The 15,982-nt window shown below is 62.7% G+C and carries 22 protein-coding genes and 1 tRNA gene; 6 read left to right on the plus strand and 17 right to left on the minus strand.

Annotated features, from left to right (window positions below):
• Window positions 1-131: 131 nt before the first annotated feature.
• Window positions 132-326 (plus strand): hypothetical protein, encoded by a 195-nt coding sequence (locus ACMVY4_RS12245; protein WP_416896306.1) that lies wholly within the window; start codon window positions 132-134, stop codon window positions 324-326.
• Window positions 327-348: 22 nt separating this feature from the next.
• On the opposite strand, the gene ACMVY4_RS12250 is transcribed toward ACMVY4_RS12245, so the two are convergent.
• The 3 genes from ACMVY4_RS12250 to ACMVY4_RS12260 all read right to left on the minus strand — a co-directional run bounded on the left by ACMVY4_RS12250 (window position 349) and on the right by ACMVY4_RS12260 (window position 1,672).
• Window positions 349-588, minus strand: a complete 240-nt coding sequence (locus ACMVY4_RS12250) for a hypothetical protein (RefSeq protein ID WP_416896307.1) — start codon at window positions 586-588, stop codon at window positions 349-351.
• Window positions 589-983: 395 nt separating this feature from the next.
• Complete coding sequence (locus tag ACMVY4_RS12255; protein WP_416896308.1) at window positions 984-1,451, minus strand: hypothetical protein; 468 nt, start codon at window positions 1,449-1,451, stop codon at window positions 984-986.
• Window positions 1,448-1,672 (minus strand): helix-turn-helix domain-containing protein, encoded by a 225-nt coding sequence (locus tag ACMVY4_RS12260; protein WP_416896309.1) that lies wholly within the window; start codon window positions 1,670-1,672, stop codon window positions 1,448-1,450. The genes ACMVY4_RS12255 and ACMVY4_RS12260 overlap by 4 nt, the downstream gene beginning before the upstream one ends.
• Before the next feature lie 110 nt (window positions 1,673-1,782).
• On the opposite strand from ACMVY4_RS12260, the gene ACMVY4_RS12265 reads away from it, so the two are divergent.
• The 3 genes from ACMVY4_RS12265 to ACMVY4_RS12275 all read left to right on the plus strand — a co-directional run bounded on the left by ACMVY4_RS12265 (window position 1,783) and on the right by ACMVY4_RS12275 (window position 3,457).
• Entirely contained in the window at window positions 1,783-2,418 is a 636-nt protein-coding gene (locus tag ACMVY4_RS12265; protein WP_416896310.1) for a hypothetical protein, read from the plus strand.
• Between the two features lie 161 nt (window positions 2,419-2,579).
• Window positions 2,580-2,924, plus strand: coding sequence for a S24 family peptidase (locus ACMVY4_RS12270; RefSeq protein ID WP_416896311.1), 345 nt, complete (start codon window positions 2,580-2,582; stop codon window positions 2,922-2,924).
• Between the two features lie 128 nt (window positions 2,925-3,052).
• The gene (locus ACMVY4_RS12275) at window positions 3,053-3,457 is read left to right on the plus strand and encodes a MucR family transcriptional regulator (protein ID WP_416896312.1); all 405 of its coding nucleotides are present in this window, start codon (window positions 3,053-3,055) and stop codon (window positions 3,455-3,457) included.
• Between the two features lie 5 nt (window positions 3,458-3,462).
• Here the strand turns inward: ACMVY4_RS12275 and ACMVY4_RS12280 are convergent.
• Window positions 3,463-3,549 (minus strand) — tRNA-Leu (locus tag ACMVY4_RS12280).
• Between the two features lie 51 nt (window positions 3,550-3,600).
• Window positions 3,601-3,816 carry a hypothetical protein gene (locus tag ACMVY4_RS12285; RefSeq protein WP_416896313.1) on the minus strand — a complete coding sequence of 72 codons (216 nt, stop codon included), beginning with the start codon at window positions 3,814-3,816 and terminating at the stop codon, window positions 3,601-3,603.
• Window positions 3,817-3,881: 65 nt separating this feature from the next.
• Here ACMVY4_RS12285 and ACMVY4_RS12290 point away from each other — a divergent pair, with 65 nt between their 5' ends.
• Window positions 3,882-4,439: an ATP-dependent Clp protease proteolytic subunit gene (locus tag ACMVY4_RS12290; protein WP_416896314.1), complete on the plus strand. Its 558-nt coding sequence runs from the start codon at window positions 3,882-3,884 to the stop codon at window positions 4,437-4,439.
• An 83-nt stretch (window positions 4,440-4,522) separates the two neighbouring features.
• Here ACMVY4_RS12290 and ACMVY4_RS12295 read toward each other — a convergent pair whose 3' ends face one another.
• From ACMVY4_RS12295 to ACMVY4_RS12350, 12 genes are all read right to left on the minus strand, one after another.
• On the minus strand, window positions 4,523-4,762 hold the full coding sequence (locus tag ACMVY4_RS12295) for a hypothetical protein (RefSeq protein WP_416896315.1): 240 nt from the start codon (window positions 4,760-4,762) through the stop codon (window positions 4,523-4,525).
• Between the two features lie 21 nt (window positions 4,763-4,783).
• Entirely contained in the window at window positions 4,784-7,468 is a 2,685-nt protein-coding gene (locus tag ACMVY4_RS12300) for a hypothetical protein (protein ID WP_416896316.1), read from the minus strand.
• A 9-nt stretch (window positions 7,469-7,477) separates the two neighbouring features.
• Window positions 7,478-8,797, minus strand: a complete 1,320-nt coding sequence (locus tag ACMVY4_RS12305; RefSeq protein WP_416896317.1) for a hypothetical protein — start codon at window positions 8,795-8,797, stop codon at window positions 7,478-7,480.
• Between the two features lie 28 nt (window positions 8,798-8,825).
• The gene (locus tag ACMVY4_RS12310) at window positions 8,826-9,188 is read right to left on the minus strand and encodes a hypothetical protein (protein WP_416896318.1); all 363 of its coding nucleotides are present in this window, start codon (window positions 9,186-9,188) and stop codon (window positions 8,826-8,828) included.
• Window positions 9,185-9,403 (minus strand): hypothetical protein, encoded by a 219-nt coding sequence (locus ACMVY4_RS12315; RefSeq protein ID WP_416896319.1) that lies wholly within the window; start codon window positions 9,401-9,403, stop codon window positions 9,185-9,187. Before ACMVY4_RS12315 ends, ACMVY4_RS12310 begins: the two co-directional genes overlap by 4 nt.
• On the minus strand, window positions 9,390-9,836 hold the full coding sequence (locus ACMVY4_RS12320) for a DUF5681 domain-containing protein (RefSeq protein ID WP_416896320.1): 447 nt from the start codon (window positions 9,834-9,836) through the stop codon (window positions 9,390-9,392). The genes ACMVY4_RS12315 and ACMVY4_RS12320 overlap by 14 nt, the downstream gene beginning before the upstream one ends.
• Before the next feature lie 3 nt (window positions 9,837-9,839).
• Window positions 9,840-10,658, minus strand: coding sequence for a hypothetical protein (locus tag ACMVY4_RS12325; protein WP_416896321.1), 819 nt, complete (start codon window positions 10,656-10,658; stop codon window positions 9,840-9,842).
• Window positions 10,655-10,888, minus strand: a complete 234-nt coding sequence (locus ACMVY4_RS12330) for a PC4/YdbC family ssDNA-binding protein (RefSeq protein ID WP_416896322.1) — start codon at window positions 10,886-10,888, stop codon at window positions 10,655-10,657. The genes ACMVY4_RS12325 and ACMVY4_RS12330 overlap by 4 nt, the downstream gene beginning before the upstream one ends.
• Window positions 10,888-11,229 carry a winged helix domain-containing protein gene (locus ACMVY4_RS12335; protein WP_416896323.1) on the minus strand — a complete coding sequence of 114 codons (342 nt, stop codon included), beginning with the start codon at window positions 11,227-11,229 and terminating at the stop codon, window positions 10,888-10,890. The genes ACMVY4_RS12330 and ACMVY4_RS12335 overlap by 1 nt, the downstream gene beginning before the upstream one ends.
• A gap of 228 nt (window positions 11,230-11,457) precedes the next feature.
• Window positions 11,458-11,838, minus strand: a complete 381-nt coding sequence (locus ACMVY4_RS12340; protein ID WP_416896324.1) for a helix-turn-helix transcriptional regulator — start codon at window positions 11,836-11,838, stop codon at window positions 11,458-11,460.
• Between the two features lie 186 nt (window positions 11,839-12,024).
• Window positions 12,025-13,308, minus strand: coding sequence for a tyrosine-type recombinase/integrase (locus tag ACMVY4_RS12345; protein ID WP_416896325.1), 1,284 nt, complete (start codon window positions 13,306-13,308; stop codon window positions 12,025-12,027).
• A gap of 231 nt (window positions 13,309-13,539) precedes the next feature.
• The gene (locus ACMVY4_RS12350) at window positions 13,540-13,845 is read right to left on the minus strand and encodes a hypothetical protein (RefSeq protein WP_416896326.1); all 306 of its coding nucleotides are present in this window, start codon (window positions 13,843-13,845) and stop codon (window positions 13,540-13,542) included.
• Window positions 13,846-14,320: 475 nt separating this feature from the next.
• On the opposite strand from ACMVY4_RS12350, the gene ACMVY4_RS12355 reads away from it, so the two are divergent.
• Complete coding sequence (locus ACMVY4_RS12355) at window positions 14,321-15,982, plus strand: TolC family protein (protein ID WP_416896327.1); 1,662 nt, start codon at window positions 14,321-14,323, stop codon at window positions 15,980-15,982.

The raw sequence follows: 15,982 nt of genomic DNA on the forward strand, positions 1-15,982 counted from the left end.
CCCAAATCGCAAGGCCATGATCCGATGGTTGCTGTATTGCCGAACACGCTCAAGGGTTGGATGTGCAGGCACTCTGAAGCGCGACCGCCCGCCACGTTGTTCCTGCCATGTTCTCAGGAGACGCTTTGCGGATGGAACCCGTTGACGAACACGAACTGACCGAAGCCATCGCCTATGCGCTTTGGCGCAATCATCAGGCCCGCCCCCGCCGAAAGAGCCTGGACGAGACGCGCCACTACGCCCGGACGGTGGTCGCGCACCTGAAGCTCTGCGGCATGAGTGTCGTCCAGCGGGAGCCGCGTCCACTGCACAAGACGCCGGAGTAGTGATTGTGTCAGAGCGTTCGGTTTACGACAGCAGGCCGACCACGATCTGCTCAGCAATCTCGGCAATGCCGTACCATAAGAGCGGCGTTGCAATTGAGATGAACAGCGTCTTGAGGATCAGGCCAAAATCTACCCTCCGCCTGAACGCCTCGGGGTGGCGCGTCAGGTTTGCGTATATGGACACTGCGATGACGCCCGACAGGAGCCAGGGATCCAAGTCCAGAAGCGCAATCGCCAATATTGCAGCCGCGGCCAAGAGCATGGCCGCTCTGCCTACAAAGCGTCGCGTAAACATCGATTTTCGCCCGGATGCTGATCAACGATAGCACCAAGCCAATCATTTTACGCAAAAATAATGCGGAACTTGTACGGCTCTGCCATCTCGGCCGCCACAACATTGGCTTCATTCTTTGGCCGGAACAGAAGGCGAATCGACCCTAGTGATTTGGGGGTGGTTCCCCCCAATTCTGGGGGTTCAAGGGGGTTCATTTTCCCCTTCCGTTCATGTCCGGCGCGAATAGCCCTCCGAGCCAACTCCGCAGTATCCCTTGCCTTTTCAAGATGGTGCGGGGTCCCGAGCACTGCCCGCGGAGGACAGTGGGCTACTCCCTTACCAAGGGAGTGCTCGCTGTGGCATTCGAGACCGGTCTTGAGAGGCTATTGCCGAAGTTCGGCAGCCCGTTCGACGATCCGTTCCGATGCGGCGATCAACGATCGGCAGGCGCGTTCATCATTAATCACGAGTTCCGGCATCGCGCCGGGGTCATTTGTCATGGCGCGAAGTCCGAGAATCCGGAACTCATACTGTTTTGCCATCACGTCCGCTGCCCGATCTGCCTCTTCTTTGGAGAGGCCGTTCGGATCGTCGAAAAGACCGGAACTGACGAATTGCGCCGCTGCGATCAGGTTGCTGGCGTCAGCCAGACGGGCAGCCTGATCGCCCGACAGCTCTCTGAGGCCGACCTGAGCACGTTGAAGACCTGCACAGCGCACGAACTGGTCGGTCGGCGAGAATGTGCTTTCCAGATCCAACTGGGCTTCGTCCATCGATCGTGAGAGCGGCTCCGCTTGTGCGACCACTGCGAGGCAAATGGCCAGTGCGGCGGCAAGGGGCAGTCGGCTCATCCCTTCCGCAGCCTGACGCCAGGCCCTCCACCGTTCTCCGGGATGAACTCAACGCCGGCCGTTTCAAGCGCCGCGCGGATGTCATCAACCGTCCGCTCGCGCAGATCTTCGCCACGCTCTAGGCGCGCGATGGTGTTCGGTGACACCTTGGCAAGCCCTGCAAGCTCCCGGACCCCCAAGCCGAGAGCGGCGCGGGCCATTCTGCACTGAGAAGCAATCATAGTAACTCTGTTATCATTTAGTTGATCTGATATCACATTCCCATTATGATAACACCGTGACGATTTGAGAACAAACACTCCGTCACGCGACAATCAAAGGGGATACAGATATGCAGACCAACATCAACCGCCGCACAGCGCTGACCGGCGTTGCCGCACTCGCCACCATCATCGGAGGTGCGTTCCATCCGAGGGCCTCCAAGGCCGCTGACGACAAGCTGGAGAGCCTTTGGCACCAATGGGTGGAGACCCGCGAGGCGGCTATCGAGGCCGACCATCAGGCGGACACCATTGAGGGAGAGATGAAGCGCGCGGCTTCGCGGAAGCTGCCGCCGTCCAGTCTCGAAGTGCCGGCCGAGTACGAGTGGTACCGCACCCGTCCCGCGTATCTGTTCGACGCGGTGACCGATCCGAACAGCCTGCTCTATCAGGGGGAGACCCTGCGGGCGTTCCGTGACGCTCAGGCGAAAGAAATAAGAGCGGAAGGCGACTTCATCCGTGCGCAGATGAAGGCCGACTCACGTCAGGCGGAGCTACAAGCAGCGAAGGCGCGAAAGGAGGATCTGCACTCCCGCGCCGACAGCCTTCGGGCCACCATTCTCGATACACCTGCGAACACCTATCGCGGCATCCGGATCAAGATGGCGGCTCAACTGCACGACACGGATATCGACGGATTCGCGGACGACGATGGCGACCACATGCGCGATGCCATCGACAGCGACCTGCGCCGCCTTCTTTCCTGACAACCCAACGGGGCGGGCCTCGGCTCGCCCCTCCACTCTGAAAGGGGACTCAAATGACAGTAGCGCTAGAACGCACTCGTCAGGACAACGCCGGAGCGCCTCGGACCGTAGGCGCGGCAGAGATGAGAGAACTCCAAACCGACCGGCTGGTAGCTGTCCGGATGATCGGAGACAGCATGTGGCCGAGATACAGCAATGGAGACTTTGCCTTCATGCACCCCGACGATGAGCCGAAGATCGGCGAAGACTGCATCGTCATCTTCGAAGGTTCGATGGTCGCTGGCGTTCTGCTGGACCGGAACCCTCGTTTCTGGCTTGTCGGCCAATGGGGCACCGGAAAGTCGTCCGCGATCCGCTCCGCCTTTGTGCTTAGGGTTCGCCGACTTGTGGCAGTGGGAGAGATCTACGGGGGCGGCAGGGTGCGTCCCTCCAATTCCTGCTTCGAACAGTACTTCGGTGAGGCTTGGAAGCTGCCGCATCGTCGGCGACTAAACGCTTCCAGTTGAACTGACCCTCGCACATCGCTGGCATGGTGGGGCCGTCCTTCGGGGCGGCCCCTTCTCTGTCGGTGACATTTGCGAATGCTGTCCGAAGCTGTAGTTTCGAGCGAACAGTTCTGATTCGGGAGATTGTCGTGGAAGACGAAACTCAGGCAATTGTAAGACTGACGGCAGAGGTTGTTTCCGCGTATGTCTCAAACAACGCTGTACCTTCTGACCAGCTTCCCGACCTGATTGCCAAAGTCAGTCAGGCTTTTGCCAGTCCGGCACCAGAACCAGAGCCGGAACCCCAGAAGCCCGCCGTCTCTATTCGCAACTCGGTCAAGCCGGACCATCTTGTCTGCCTGGAGGACGGAAAAAAGATGACGATGCTGAAGCGGTATCTCATGACCCATCACAACATGACGCCTGAAGAGTATCGCGCGAAGTGGAACCTCCCGGCGGACTACCCAATGGTGGCCCCGAACTACGCGGCCAAGCGGGCCGAGATGGCAAAATCCTTCGGCCTTGGGCGGAAAGGGCGGGGCGGCAAGTCCTGATAGTCTGGTCCGGGCGGCCGGACTTGAACCGGCACGGGCATCTGCCCCTCAGATTTTAAGTCTGGTGCGTCTACCAATTCCGCCACGCCCGGCTTGTCTGGAAGGATGACGGTCACGCGTGTCTCACACGCGAGAGGCCGGGGTCAATTGACCAACTCATCAGCGGTCCGTTGAGTTCGCTGCAACTCATCGACGGCATCCAGTATCCGCTGCCAGGTGGCAGCGCCGTCCAGATCCCCAGCTTCCATCAGTTCATCGGCGCGTGCGGCCGTCTCGAAGCCGGCGCCGTCGCCATAGCGCTCGACCATCAGCCAGGCGGTGCGCCAGATGTCGATGTCCGCGATGCTGATTGTCCACACCCATCTGAAACCGATGCAGGACCGAAAGTCTGGACCGAATCAGCGATTCGCACCAATGTCACTCGATGCCCGACCTCGCAGGAAGCAAAATAGCCTTCTTCGGTTTCACCGGAGCCATCGACCCAAATGGCGCCTCACGGATTGCGGCAGCGATGAATCATGCCGTGAATAATGATTTCGACGAGGTTGTTTTATCGTTCAGTTCCAATGGTGGCTATGTCGCGGACGGCATCTTCCTGTACAACCACATTCAATCCCTGCCGATAAAGGTCACGATTTACAACACGGGGTCCGTTTCATCTATCGCCGTAGCGATTTTTGTGGCGGCAGAGACTCGGTATTGTTCACAGCATTCGATGTTCATGATCCACCCGACGATGCTATTTCCGGGACAGGATGGAATGACCTCTGAAAGGTTGCAGGCTTCACTCAACGCGGCCCTGTTTGACGACAGTCGCACTGAAGAAATCTTGCGTAACCGGACGTCCTTGCCCCAAGAGGTTCTGAACGCCAGACGGTTCAAGGACTTCTATATCCGACCGCAAGATGCCGTCGATTGGGGGCTGGTGAATGGGGTGCGGGAGTTTTCGCTCCCAAACGGGAACCAGATCACTCAAATTTAGTTTCCGAGTGCCGTCCATTCGATTCCTCCACTAACGTCGTGACCATATCGACAACTTGTCATCGCGACAATCGAGTAGGGTGTTCAGATGGCCAGCAATAGCGCGCCAAGCCCAACCCAAGCCAACGGCCAGACGTAGCCCACGACGCCCGCCAGCCACAGCGCAGGTAGCCAGCCGAGTGCAATGCCCCATATGCCCAGCCAGAGCGAGAGGCCGCCCCACACGGCCAGGAAGACGCCCAGCACGGGGATGAAGGCGACGACATGGCCGAGCCATTCGATGAAGGCTCCGGTCCGTTCCTGACGTTTGGTAAGGGTCGCCATTCACTTGATATGGGGTCGGCCTCATTCGTTTGGAAGCTCGACACCGAGCAGGATGTCCGGGTTCTCTGCCAGCAGGCTCAGCCCTTCCAACCCGAGATCCGCGAACACAACGCGCGCTGTGTGCGAGCCTGCCGATGACCGTGAGAGCCGGGCCAGCTTCTCAAGCTTCTCCGGATCGGCCAGGGCCTCCGCAACGCGCTCCTGCACATGCCGGCGGCTGATGCCGAGCATTGCCGTGAACATGCGGCCGGCACGGGAGAGAGGTGCGAACAGCGATACGCGATAGAGCCGGGCGAACCCCTCCAAGGCGGGGATGCCCGTATTGAACAGGCGTGCGAGGTCCTTCGGCGCATCCGGTCCGGGCTTCCGTCCGGCGATTTCCAGCGCGTTCCGCCATGTCCGCAGGTTTCGGATGTAGTCGGCTCCAAGCGCCTGCTGGGCGATGGTCCGTCCCCGGCTGTTCAGGAAGGCGTCGATGCTCTTCACCGTCACCTGTCCACCGCTGGACATCTGCTCGCGAAGCTCTGCGGCGACGGCCTGCTTGAAGGCTGGCACACGATCCGGGCGGGTGCGCTCCAGGATGCGAAGCGCGGTGTTGAAGTTGCCCGCGTTGCCGTCACGGATCAGGTTGCGGACGATGACGGTCGGATCGGCAGAGGCAAAGCCGAAGGCCCTTTCGAACCGCGCCTTGGTTGCCTCGATGGTGTCGGCATGACGCTGCACAGCGGCCTTGAAGCTTTCGACGTTCCGAAGAGACCTGAGTACCTTCGGGCGGCTGGCGAACAACTGTTCCAGCGCGTCTCGGTTTGTCCGCAGAAGCTGCTTCAGGCGGCCGGCATTGATCTCCCCGGAACTGTCCAGGGTGCGGCGTTCGATCATGCCGAGAACCGCGTCCTGTGCGTCCGTGACGATGGCGCGACCACCGGGCATGTCCGATGCGGCCTCGATGAAGGCGCGGGCGTCGTCGGTGTTTCTCAGAAGGCTGAACGCCACGTCGTCACCGGACATGCGCGGCGTGCCGAACTGGTCACGTTTGGCGTACTTGCCGACAATGCCACGGTCGAACCGTTCAATGGCTGCCCGGTGCGCGGCTTCAAGCTGTCGGACTTCACTGACAATGCCTCCGGTCGGATCGGCCTTCATCAGCGCCGCGTCACGGGCCTGCTCAAGTTCCGTCCTGAGATTGACCAGCATCCGATGGCGCTGCGGTTCGTCCGCCATGCCGGGCCGCCGAAGCTCCCTGCGGATGTCTCTCAACGCCCGCTGCACATCGCCGAGCGTTGCCGGGGTCTCGCGCTCGCCAGCCTCTCCGGCCTCCCGCATGAGCGTGTTGCGGGTCTGTAGGCTGATGGATGGAAATACATCCTGACCTTCACGCGCCACGACTTCCCGGACACGCTTCGCGAACGGCTCCAGGTCGATGGTGAAGGCGGAGTTCTGGTGAAGCTCGGCGAACTGCTCATCGAACGGTGCAAACACCCGCTCGCGCGCCTCATCGATGTTCGCCCGCATCGAGGTCACCGCCGATGACGGGTCGCGGGCGATGTTGAGGATTTCGGCCTCTGCCTTCTGTGCGGCAGCCAGGGCACGGCTTACACGCTCGGAAGCCGGACGCAGGGCGCGGCGTTCCCGTTCAACGACCGCGGATTGCAGATCCCGGCCGGCGCGAGCCTGATCCGCCTCGCCTCCGGGAATGCTGTCCCCGATCAGGTCGAGGGCCTTTTCCTGCTTGTCGCGGATGTCGCGAACCGGCTTGCCAGTGCGCTCGGTTTGGAGTGCCGCCCGTTCGCCCGCCAACAGGCCGTCATTGCGCGAAGCCTGTCCGGGGCTGACGGGGAAGGGTTCACCCGTCAGGGCCTCTACGTCGCGCTGTACGGGCTCCACAGACGCCATGCCGTCGCGGATGGACTTCGGGTCGCTGACAACCTTGCCAACCGGTGTAGCCCCGTGGATGCGCTTCCACGCAGCCCGGAACATGGCGACGGTGATACCGCCCAGGCCCGCCGCGATGGCGGCGTCACGTGCACGCTTCAACGAGGCGTCGAAGATCTGCTCGTCGTTCATGTCGATCAGGCCACGTCTGCGCGCTTCCAGAAGCCGTCCGCCAAGGGCAAGGCCCTCTCCGGTCGCCTCGCCACTCACAGCGCCCGTGAAGGCCCCCACGGCGGTCCCTGCGCCCGGGCTGACCGCCGTACCTGCTGCGCCGCCTGCAAGGCCTACAGCGCCGCCACCGGTGACGCCTGCGCCAATGGTGGCCGCTTCGGGTGCGATGGCCCCCAGGTCGCCCCAATCGGCTCCGGGGGCGTTGACGAGTCCCCACTGATCCGCGCCCTGATTCCTGAACTCAAGCGCGCCTGTGTCCGGCCCGATTCTGGTCTCGACGGGTGCACCAAGGCTTCGGGAGAGAGCGCGGCGGGCAATCTCCGCCTCCTGCTCCGGCTTCTCGTCTCCGGTCAGGGGGAGGTTCAAGTTGAACCGCGCGCCTGCGCCCGCGCCTTCCGTGCCGATGCCGGTGCGGTTCGCCGTCTGCTCGGTCGTCTCGGCAAATCGGCCCTGCTGGATGACGCCCTCAATGCCACGCTTCGGCACGGGGTCGTCATCGGCCAGAGGCGAGCGGACCATCGGGGCGGATTGCCATTTCGGCTTGCCGCCCTGTGGGGGCTGCTTGGGTGCTTCCTCGACTACGGGTGCGTCCTGCCATCCCATGCCGGCCTCCTACTGCTTCACTCGGATTGAACCGTCCGGCGCGCGGAATTGCGTCCCCGGAGGCAAGGCGTCGTAGTCGGCATCGCCGGAGATGGTCGGGAGGTCCGCGCCGCGCTTCGCCAGAAGGTCGCGCTTGATGGCGTCCTTCATGCGCTCGAACTCGGTCACGTCACCGGAGATGAGCGATTCCTGGAGCGCCCGAACATCTGCCTGCGTCTGGGCGCGGGACGCCTGAACGGCACGCTGGCGGGCAATCTGGCTTGCAGCAATGCCTGCCGCGATAGCGTCGGCATTCGCTTCCGGGGTCGTTCCCAGACCACCGAACGCACCCTCGGCAAGCTGCACCTCGCGGGTGTTGAGGTTGCCCTTGAATTGCTCGAAACCGTCGATGACCACCTGTGTCGCCAGGCGCTGGAAGTTCTGCTGGTTGGAAAGGTCGCCAAGCTCGATACCGAGCCCCTGCGCCGTCGCCGAAAGATCGACGCCCATATCCTCGGCGATACCCTGAAGCGCGGCCACGGTCGGCTGCAGTGAGCCTGTCCGGACACCGCCTTCCAGAAGGTCGCCCAACTGGCGGAAGGTCTGTTCCGTCCCGACGGCACGCTGGCCAGCATCGACAATCGCCGTCCTGGCTGCGGCCAGATCCTTGCCGGTCGCCTTCTCGAACTCGGTCTCGCCCTTGCCCACGTTCACGGTCGTCTGCGGACGCTTCAACGGGGCCGTCTGCGCGATGTAGGCAGGATCGGCAGGACCGCCGGGGATCGGGGCAAGCCCGTTGTCCGTTTCCCGGAAGCCGCTCGGCGTGGTCTGGCCCATGTATCGCTGGAAGTCCGCGAAACTGCCCTCGAAACCCTGACGCTGCGCGAGTTGGTATTCGAGCATCGAAGATGTTGGCTTCGGCCCCGGTGCCTGTGCGTCGGGAAACACGCGGTCGCCCGTGTCGAGATACCGGAGGTATCCGCCCGCATCCTTCTCGGTCTGCCGCTGGGGCGGGTTCAGTTCCCGGCCCAGCAAGGCCGTGGCAATCTGTGAGGTGGCCGGGTTCGACAACATCGTCGCGATCTGGTCCGCCCTCGGGTTCGGGGTCGTGGCAATGTCGCCGATGCCCGCTCCGCCCTGCGTCGAGGTCTCCTGCGGGAGGATGCCGCGCAAGGCGCTCGCGAGTTCGTTGCGCTGATTCTCCTGCCGCTTCCGGTCGCCGTACTGCGCCAGGGCAACCGCGCCAAGCCGCAGGCCCTGCCCCAGCGCCGTCTTGTATGGGTTGGGCTGCATACCCTGCCGCAGAAGGGCTGCGGTCAGGTCCGTCTGTCCGTACTGGTTCACTGTCATTGGTGCCTCCTGATCCGGTGATCAGGCGTCAGAGATTCCGAACGGCGCGCGGGTCATCTTCCGGGCCGATGAAATGTTGCGAGCCGTAATCGTCTCGTTTCGTGTGGGTGATCTGTTCGATGCCTTCGAGTGCGCCCCAGGCGAGGCGCTCTGCAATGTCGATGTAATGGTCTCCTGTCCCGAAGCGGGCCGAACGAAGGGCGGCGATGATGCCGACAATCTGGGCGGTCACATCTTCAGGCGTTGTCGAAGTCGCGAAGGCCAGCGCGTCGAGCGCCTGCGCCGTGGCGTCCACCGCCTCTCGCGCGGCCGGCATGTCGTCCTCGGCGACGGCATCCTGAAACGCCGCCGCATGGTCTGCCATCTGTCGGGCGAGATCGGCCGGCGTCACGAGTTCTTCTCCGGGGCAAAGCGGGCCAGCCATTCGTCATCCGTCATGGGGCTGTCGCCACCCGGTACGAGAATGACCGCCGATGCGTGGCCCGTTTCCGTGCGGTGCCTGGCTATCGCTTCGTCGTCTGTTTCGCCGTCGCGGACATAGGCAACATAGGGGGTAGCGCGGCCGTGGCGTTCCAGCTTCGTCAGACGGTGATCAAGCTTCGGCATGACGTGCCTCCAATGCTGCGATTCGGTCTTCCAGATCCGCGCTCTCGACCGTGCGCCGGTAGGTTTCAACGATGCTCGCGACGCCGGTCGCCTCGCTCGGCGTCACCTGGCCTTCGGAGACGGCCTTGAGCAGGGCCGCCATTGCGTCAGCGGCATTGTTCAGGGTCTCGATGGCCGGGAGGTCGAAGCTGACGGGCCGATCCTTGACCGGAGGCGCGATGCGTTCGAGGCAGAGCCTCAAGGCGGTCGTGTCACCATCAAGCGCTAGTTCGACGGCTTTTCTCGTCAGGCCCTCGGCTTCGCCGTCCAGAAGCTCCAGCACGGCCAATGTTGTCTTGTTCAGCGCGCCTCTCGGTCGGCCTGCCGGATTGCCGGACTGGCCCGGCTGGAACTGCCCGGCGTTCGCCTGTTTCTGATCTGTATTTTCAGGCACTCGTCACCTCCGCTGCTCGTAGGTTTCGAGATCTGTGTAGAGGCGCTGCGCCCAGTAGCTCAGACGGTCCAGATCAGTGCCGGCGTAGCCTTCCTCGACCTCCAGCAGCCAATCGAGCACCTTTTCGCTGTCCTTGACGAATGCGCCTTCCGCCATGCCCTTCTCTAGGACGCGCAGGCGTTCCCCGACAAACTCTTCGTCATGGCGATTGCGTGGCGTGCGCGAAGCGCGCGCCCCTTCAGGGGTATCTATTCCGTCGTTTCTACGAGATGTATTCCCCGTTTCACGGAATATATTTACACGCTGTGTCCCGCGGAAACCGGGCGTCTCAGAAATTTTCTGGCAAACTATGCCGGCGTCGTCGTCGCCTTTTGGCAAACTATCGTCGGCCCTGGGAGCTTTGCCATCTGGCAAACCATTGCCCTTCATCACGGCGGCATCGTCGGCGGTGTAGACGACGCGGTAGACGCGCATCCGTGGGTTCACCGGGTGCTTGTCTTTGAGCAAATATCCCCATTCCGCCAACTGACGAATGTTCTCTGACAGGCGGGAGTAGTTGCAGCCGATCATCTCCGCCAACCGCTTGTGAGATGCCCAGCAGCCGGCGCCATTCGCCCCCAACCGGTCATGAGCGGCGATGACGGCGAGAGTCCGGTAGTGGCGCGCAGACAGACGGCTATCGACGCAGGCGCGCATCGGGATGGGCGCGTAGACGGGTTTGGGTGCGGCGTCCTTCTTCGGATGCTCGATGACCTCGCCGGTAGGCTCCGGGGTTTCCCCCAGAGCCGTCTCAGCCATCACTTCACTGATGGTTCGCATCATGCCGCGTCCTCCAGCATCCCGTTTGCACGGGCCTGCCGTTCGGCTTCGGCCAGTACCTCCCGGAGTTCGGGAATCTGGTGCACGCGAAGTCCGAACCCCGACTTGGTCGGAATCGGTCCTTCATCGCCGTCGATCCAGACGCGCATCGCGATCAGGTCGTGGCCCCTGAACTGATCCAATGACACGCGCAGGCGCTCGCGGCTGTTCTTCTGGATTTCCCGGATCACCATCACGAAACCCCCTGAGCGCGGCGCACCTTGGAAATCAAGATGCAGCGCCCGTGATTTCCGGCGAATTTCCCGCCGTGCCGTTCGCGCTTGGTCTCGATGGTGATGCCGTGGTTGCGCCTGAGTTTGTGGACGTAGGAGGAGAACCGGACGCCCTTGCATTCGAGCGAGGAAACGCCTCGCGCTCCGCTCTCAATCAGATCGTCAACGGTCTGAACGACCCTCGGTTCGCTGATCCACTCGATACGCTCCTCACCATCCTCGGTGACGATGTACGCAACAGGCTCGTTGCGAGGGCGCTGTCTGCGTTCCGGCTGCGCTGCCGGTTCCACGCGGGCGCTCAAGACTTCGGCTCCCAATGAGGGCGGGACCAGTCGCCCAGGTAGATCTCCGCGAGCCGCGGATCGATGCGATGCCGGCGGCTGAGAAAACCCGGTCGCCAGTCGGGATGCTGGTTGCCGATACGGTCGAATGTGATATGTTTCATTTGCAACTATTTCGAGGGCCGTACCCGGTCGCGTCATCAGCGCGGCCATCAAGGGGCGGCCCTCGCCTTTGCTGTCGATAGCTGGCTAGGCCGCGTACTCACTGGTGCTGTCTGCGAGACGGCCTTCCGCGTAAGAACGGAGGTCGCAACGGCGGTAGCGGATCGCCCGACGGCCAAGCCGGACGAATTTCGGACCGTCCCCACGACAGCGCATCTTGTTCAGATGGCTGGGAGACAGGTCGAGGATAATTGCGGCTTCCGCGACGTTGACGAGTTCGTCGTCAGGGTCGCCGCGGTCACCTGTGCGATTTTGGAGCCAGGGGCCTGACAAGTTGGAAGCGGCAGACGCCCTTGCGACGGCCTGCTGGACCTCGCGGGCGATGGCTTCGCGGACCTCAACTGGCAGAAGAGGGCCTTCGGCCGTGTTTGTGGCGGATGCGACGCTGGTGGTTGTGTCGGATGCCATCTCTGGGCACTCCATGTCGATCTGTATTGGCGACAGAGTGCGGCTTCACGGTGAAGATTTGCTTAACAACAATCCATGGTTTCCACCGTTCGCCAGTGTGCGGTCGAAAAGATTGAGGATCCGTTAACGGCCGCTGGAAATCCGAGGTGCTGGCGGAATACAACGTCTCTGGTTCGTAGGGCTTCATCACGCCGGCTGCCGCGAACTGATATCGACAACGTTGCCCGTCCGCGGCTCAATCAGTCCCGCTACATGCTTGCCCCAGGCCTCTAGCGCTGCCCTCCGCTCCTTCCGGTAGTCGTGGCGCTGATAGACGCCGACGAGGCCGCCCTGGGCGCCGGAGACATGGTTCAGAACGCGCTCGACGACATGCGGACCGAAGCCCATTCCAGCCATGCCGCTGGCTGCCGTCCGCCGCAGATCATGTGTCCGCCACGGGGCAGGGGCCTCGATTCCTTCATCTTTCGCCAGTTCGGCAACAGCCTCGTCGAGTTGCCGCTTGGCCTTGCCCCACTCTGCCGGCGGGTACTCGCCTGTCACGCCAAAGACGAAGGGGCCTAGCCGGGGACGTTGACCGAGAACGCTGTCACCTATCGCATCACGCAGGACGTCCAACATCTCGTCGGACAGATCCACCACGTGCGCCTTGTCGTTCTTCGACTTCTCGCGGGGGATGGTCCACTCGGCCTTTTCCAGATCAAGCTCCGAAGCTTCAAGGTTGCTCACCTCTGAGCGCCGCTGGCCCGTCAGGATCAGGGCGCGGAATGCCTGCCGATAGTGGAACTCCAGCTTCTCGGTTGCCAGCCAGACCAGTCGTAACTCGTCATCCGTCAGAACCCGGTCGCGGGCCTTGGGGGCAGGGGCTGCCTTGAGACCGAAGCAAGGGTTGCTCTCGATAATCCGGCGCTCGACGGCATAGCCGAACAGGCGGCGTGTCACGCTGAACACAAGCCGCGCCATGACGGGAGCGCCGTCCTCGATCTCGTCAATTAGTTCCAGGACATCTGAGCCGCCAATCTCGGCGATGTCCTTCTTCCCCCATCGCGGGATCAGGCGCTTCTCGATGATTCGTCGGTAATCCCTCGCGGTGGAGGGGCGAAGGTTTCGTTCCACGTGCCGGGTCAGGAAGGTGTTCGCTACGGTCTCGAAGGTCCGGTTGTCGTCCCTCCTTCGTTTCGAGACCTTTTCGCCCTGCGGGTCTTTGCCGTCCGCAACCATGCCGAGAATCCGGGTTGCCTCCGTGCGGGCCTGCTCGACCGTCCAGGGCGCGCCATGCTTGCCGATGGTGAAGTCCTTCCGGGGTGCGGCCCGTCCCGTACCCACTCGATACCGTACGAAGTAGGTGCGGCCCCCTCCGGTGGCGCGAACGCCGAAACCGTTGACGACATCATCCCAGACGACAGCGCGCTGCCCCTTCTCGACGGGAAGGGCATCGACGGCCTTTTTGGTCAGTTTCCGCTTGTCGGTCATCTTGTCCTCCGGTGGGGACCGGCGCTCTGTCCACCACCGGTCCACCACCAGAAAAGAAACTACAGGAAAGCGTGGGAAACGTCCAACAAGCGATATGGTTGGAATCTATGGGATTTCGGGATGTCCCGCCAAATCCAGGAAAGTCCCGGAAACGCCGCCTTCGTAATTCGTAATCAGTAGGTCGGAGGTTCGAGTCCTCTCGACGGCACCATTTTCCCCTTCAGGTCAGGCTCAGGAACTGGGGCCGTGCATCATGTCGTCGCTGGATGGCGCGAGGCGGACGCACTCGACGATGACCTTCGAGACATAGTCCGAGGGATGGCGGGTCGGGAGCTGGTCGCCGGCCTTGACGACCGCTTCCAGCCGGGCGCGGACATTGGCGCGGTGGGAATCCACCGGATACTGCGTCACGCCTGTCAGTTTTTGGACGTCGCCGGAGACGTCCGGACTGGGCGAGAAGCCCAGCCTGCTTTCATCGACCTGGCTCAGGAGTTCGAGCGCCCTTTCGAGATCGGCGACGAGCGGGGAGGCTGGCATGGTGACTCCTCTGAGTATCGGGAAATGTGTCTGCGCCCTGTTCCGGATCACCCAGCAAGACCGCTACATACGCCAACCGGCCGCCACACCGTCCGCTTCGATCGCACCCGCTGACCGTGCGTGACCGGGTTGCCCTGCTTTCCGTATGGTAAACCGGCAAGGCGTTGTTGTCGAATGGCGAAACGGGGCGCGCTCGCCGGGCGCGGCGAATTCACCGGCCCTCAAGCCGGCCCGGGCTCTGCCCCTGAAAAATTTGGCATCCGCACAACCAGCAGGCGAGATGGCTTTAACCGAATATTTTGCCCGATTGCACCAGGACCCGCTCGCCGGCAAATGCTGCAGTTTTGCAAGTCAAACGCATGATCATGTGTTGCCGCACATGTTCTGCGGGTGGTATTAACCTTCTTCGTGGGGGTTAGGGTTCCGAATCCAGGACGTTCCCGGCGTCTTCGGACCAGTGAGTAGGGCGTGAGTATTGTTTGACCGGACTTCCGCGCGGCTGCTGGCGAGCGCCGCGATGATCGCGTTGCTGGCTTCCGGCTGCGCGAGCAACAAGCATGCGGATATTCCCGACGCCGAATCCGCGGCGCCGCCGCCCATGGATTCTGCCGAGACGGCGGCGATTTCCCCGACATATCAGCGTCTTGCGAACCGGTTTCCGGATCCGTTCACCGGTCCGGTGCCAGAGACCGTGAAGGTCGTCGAGGAGCCGGATGACGGTGGCGGCAAGCTGATCGAGAAGGCCCCGGTCGACGTCGCGGACCCGTCGACGCCGAACGACCTGACCGAGACAATGACCCCCTTCAAGAACCAGTTCGGCGGACCCCGTCCGGCGCCGCAGGGCCGCGAACCGTTCCGGCTCGACAAGCTGACGGTCATCGATCTGGTTCAGTTCGCGCTGGACAACAATTCGGAACTTGCCGAAGCCGCAGAAGACATCACCCTGGCGGAGAAGGAACACCTGAACGCGATCTACGGCTATCTGCCGAGCATTTCGTTTCAGACAACCTACACGCGAGTGATCCAGAACGTCATCGAGACGGACAACGCGGTGTTCCAGGCCGGCGTCGCGAAGTTCCCGGTGCTGAACAATCAGGTCAATGTCAGCCAGCCGATCTTCAATATTTCGCGGCTTCTGGAGATCGACGCCGCCAAGGGCAACGAGAACGTCGCACGTGCGGCCTATCTGTCCGAAGTTCACCGCATTTCCTTCGAGGTCGTCGACAATTACTTCCGCGCCCTGGCCGCCGAGGCCAGCGCAAGCAGCGCGCGCGAACGCTCGGCGCTGATTTCGGAGCAGATCGCGGCCGAGGAGAAACTGGTCGCGGCCGGCCAGAGTGTCGAACGGGCCCTTGTCGCCCTGCGCCTGGAACAGGCCGAGGCCGATATCGAGGGACCGGAGTTCGAGCAGGAATATGCCGAGGCGGTGGCGACGCTGTCGCGGCTGACCGGCGTCTACTTCGAACGGGTGATCCCCTACGAGGTGCCGCCGGCCTTCATCGACGAACTGGCGGCGCTGGAACTCGAGCAGCTGTTCACCGAAGCGCTGCATGCGAACCCGGCCATGATGCAGCGGCTCTACGAGATCCAGCGGCAGCGCAGCGAGCTGCGTCGGGCGCAGGCCGAGGACTACATGCCGACGCTGGACTTCTTCGGCACCGGCGAACGCGAGAAGCGCAAGGCCTCGCGTTTCGGCGGCGGATCAGTGACGCAGGACTTCTCCTTCGGCGTCCGCATGCGCATGCCGATCTTCAACGCTTCGGCGACCGGCTATGCGAACCGCGAGGCGGCCAGCGACCTCCGTGCGGCGATCCTGGACGAGGTCACGACCCGCCGGAGCATCGAGGCCGAACTCAAGACGCAGCTGGAGCGGATCCGCATCCTGAAGCGGGCCATCGGCATCGCGCAGAAGACGCTGGATCTTTCGCAGCGGCTGGTCGAGGCGGATTCCAACGCCGTGGCTTCGGGCCAGGCGTCGGCGCCCATTGTGCTGGTACAGAAACTGCAGAGACGGCGGGCGAAGGAACAGCTCGACCAGTCGCGTTACGAGGCCATGCGGGCATGGTCTCGGATCGCCTACGTCACTGGCCGGCGGTTGTCCGATTTCCTGGGGGTGCCCTCAGCGGCCGGAGGATGA

The organism is Minwuia sp. (assembly GCF_048007105.1).
Taxonomy (GTDB): domain Bacteria; phylum Pseudomonadota; class Alphaproteobacteria; order Minwuiales; family Minwuiaceae; genus Minwuia.